A 2,745-nucleotide genomic window follows, 5' to 3' on the forward strand; every position below is an offset into this window, starting at 1 on the left:
GCGTGCACGATGCCGACCTCCACGGTGGCCTTGCGCCAGGTGTGCATGCCGGTGAGGCCGCGGGCCAGGGAAGAGCGGCCGCTGTAGCCGTGGCGCAGGGCCACGACCTCCAGGTTGCCGGTGTGCATGCGCGCCACCTGCACCGCGGTCTCGTCGGCCTCGCTGCCGCTGTTGGTGAAGTAGGACTTCTGGAGCTGGCCGGGGGTGATCTGGGCCAGCTTCTCGGCGAGGGTGACCATGGCCTCGGTGGTGAAGCAGGTGGACACGTGCTGCAGCTTGTCGATCTGCGCTTTCATGCGCGCGGTCACGCGGGGATTGCAGTGGCCCACGCTGATGGTGACGATGCCGCCGAAGAAGTCCAGGTACTGGCGGCCCTCCACGTCCCAGACGTGCTGCATAGAGGCGTGGTCCACGGCCAGGGGCTGGGCGTAGTAGGTGGAGACGCAGGGGAAGACGTATTCCTTCTGCTTGCGGTTGATCTCCTCGCGGGTCATGGCAGGCGTCCTTTCCCGCCGGCACGGCGCGGGGCGGCGCCGCTCCGGCAACCTGCTATGTTCTCACGCCGGGCGGGGGCTTTGCATCCGCTGTACAATCGGAGAGAGCGAGCCGCCGCCATGCTGCGCATCTTCCGCCTGATGCTGCTGACCCTGATCCTGATGATGGTGGCGCTGGTGTCGGCGCTGATCACCATGCGCTTCGCCATCCACGGCCGGGAAGTGGAGATCCCCAAGGTGGTGGGGATGACCACGGCAGCCGCCCGCGAGCAAATGGGCTCCCACGGCCTGCGGCCCACGGTGGAAGACCGCTTCTACAGCAACGAGGTCCCGGAGGGACGCATCGTCTCGCAGGTTCCGCAGCCGGGCACCCGGGTGCGGCGCGGCTGGGAAGTGCGGGTGGCCGAGAGCCTGGGCCCGCAGCGGGTGATGGTCCCCGACGTCCTGGGGCAGAGCGAGCGCGCCGCCGAGATCAACCTGCAGCGCCGCGGCCTGGACGTAGGCACGGTGGCGGAGGGCCAGATCCCCGGCTTTCCCGCCGACCAGATCATCGCCCAGAGCCCGCCTCCCAACGCCCCCACCGCCTCTCCCAAGGTCAGCCTGCTGATCAACTCGGAGGACGGGTCGGAGAGCTACGTGATGCCGGACTTCACCGGCAGGCGCCTGGGCGACGCGGCCCACGCCGTGCAGGATGCGGGACTGCATCTCGTCGGTCCCGGAGCGACTCCGCAGAACGGAGCGCTGACCCCGGAGGCAGCGGCCAGGAACGCCGAGCTGGCGTGGGCAGTGATCGTGCACCAGTCGCCGCCAGCAGGGCAGAAGGTCACGGCCGACACTCCCATCCGCTTCGAGGTCGCGACCGAAGGCCCGGGCAACGGCAAGGAAAGCCCGGGCGGGGGCGCGCCCGTGCCCCCTAAGTAGCGGGAGGAGCTTCCAGCACCTCGCCCGGCTGCGGGCGATAGCCATGGAGGAAGTCGCGCGCGCTCATGCGCCTCTTGCCCTCCACCTGGACCTCCAGCAGTTCCACGCCGGTGTCCTGGCCGCATCCCGCCAGCAGACGCTCGCCCTGGACGGCGAGTTCGCCCGGGCGGACGTTAGGAAGGCGGTCGAGCGGCCGCGCGGCGTGCACCTGGAGATGCTTGCCGCGAAAGCCGGTCCAGGCCCCCGGCCAGGGCTGGAAGCCGCGCAAGCGGTTGCAGATCTCGACGGCAGGGCGCTGGAAGTCGATGCGTCCATCTTCTCTTTTCAACAAGGGGGCGAGCGTAGCGCGGGAGTGGTCCTGGGGGACAGGCTGGATGCTCCCCGCCAGCAGGCCGTGCAGGGTCTCGACCATGAGGGCGGCCCCCAGCTCCGCCAGGCGCGGCGCCAGGGTGACGGCGGTGTCCGCGGCGGCGATGGGGACTTCCTTCTGCAACAGGATGTCGCCGGTGTCGAGGCCGGGATCGATGCGCATGGTGGTCACCCCGGTCACGGTCTCGCCTGAGGCGATGGCCCACTGCACGGGCGCGGCCCCGCGATACTTGGGCAGCAGCGAGGCGTGCAGGTTGAGGTTGCCGAAGCGGGGGATCGCGATCATCCACGGCGGGATGATGCGGCCGTAGCCCACCACCACGATGGCGTCGGGCTGGATGGATTCCAGGGCGGCGCGCAGGTCCAGGTTGTTCTTGATCTTGTCAGGCTGCAGCAAGGGCAGGCTGAGTTCGCTGGCGCGCTGCTTCACGGGCTGCGGCGCCAGCCCCAGGCTGCGGCCGCTGGGCCGGTCGGGCTGGGTCAGCACCAGGCGCAGACGGAAGCCCGCCTCCACCAGCTTGTCCAGCGTGGGGACGGCGAATTGCGGGGTGCCACAGAAGACAAGATCCATAGTGGATAGTGAATAGTGGATAGTGGATCGTGAAGAGGAACTAGGCCCGGATGGGGTGTGGCTTGCTCAAGGAGGCAATCAAGCCTTGCAACACCCGCGCCAGTTCCGTCGTCTCCGCCAGCACTCGCTCGGCCGCTTCTTTGCTGAGAAAACCGAAGTCCCGAGCAAGCACGATCTGGGTTTCCACTTCAAACAGCGATCCACGGGACGTGCCCAAAAACTGCACGAATTCACCAGTTGACTGCCTGCCTTGGCCTTCCGCGATGTTGCTGGGAATGGAGACCGCGGCGCGGCGCAGTTGAGCAGTGAGTCCGTAGGCTTCCACCCGAGGGAATTGTTCAGCGGCGCGATAGATGGTCTTGGCTAGTTCGATCGCCTTCTGCCAAGCCA

Annotated in this window: 4 protein-coding genes; 1 reads left to right on the top strand and 3 read right to left on the bottom strand. The window is 68.1% G+C overall.

The window, feature by feature from the left end; genetic code table 11:
* Positions 1 to 494: aminotransferase class III-fold pyridoxal phosphate-dependent enzyme (locus VEG08_10975; GenBank protein HXZ28506.1), on the bottom strand; the 494-nt coding region annotated here is incomplete at its 3' end.
* Positions 495 to 614: 120 nt separating this feature from the next.
* On the opposite strand from VEG08_10975, the gene VEG08_10980 reads away from it, so the two are divergent.
* Entirely contained in the window at positions 615 to 1,415 is an 801-nt protein-coding gene (locus VEG08_10980) for a PASTA domain-containing protein (protein HXZ28507.1), read from the top strand.
* Here the strand turns inward: VEG08_10980 and fmt are convergent.
* Together fmt and VEG08_10990 are read right to left on the bottom strand one after the other, a co-directional pair.
* On the bottom strand, positions 1,408 to 2,355 hold the full coding sequence (fmt, locus tag VEG08_10985; GenBank protein HXZ28508.1) for a methionyl-tRNA formyltransferase: 948 nt from the start codon (positions 2,353 to 2,355) through the stop codon (positions 1,408 to 1,410). The two genes, VEG08_10980 and fmt, sit on opposite strands and share 8 nt — an antisense overlap.
* A gap of 40 nt (positions 2,356 to 2,395) precedes the next feature.
* On the bottom strand, positions 2,396 to 2,745 hold a 350-nt coding region (locus VEG08_10990), incomplete at its 5' end, for a four helix bundle protein (GenBank protein HXZ28509.1).

It is taken from the genome of Terriglobales bacterium (assembly GCA_035624475.1).
In the GTDB taxonomy this organism is placed as follows: domain Bacteria; phylum Acidobacteriota; class Terriglobia; order Terriglobales; family Acidobacteriaceae; genus DASPRL01.

Excerpts from the sequence above, each read along its gene's own strand:
- fmt (HXZ28508.1), bottom strand. The coding sequence starts at position 2,355 with ATGGATCTTGTCTTCTGTGGCACCCCGCAATTCGCCGTCCCCACGCTG.
- VEG08_10980 (HXZ28507.1), top strand. The coding sequence starts at position 615 with ATGCTGCGCATCTTCCGCCTGATGCTGCTGACCCTGATCCTGATGATG.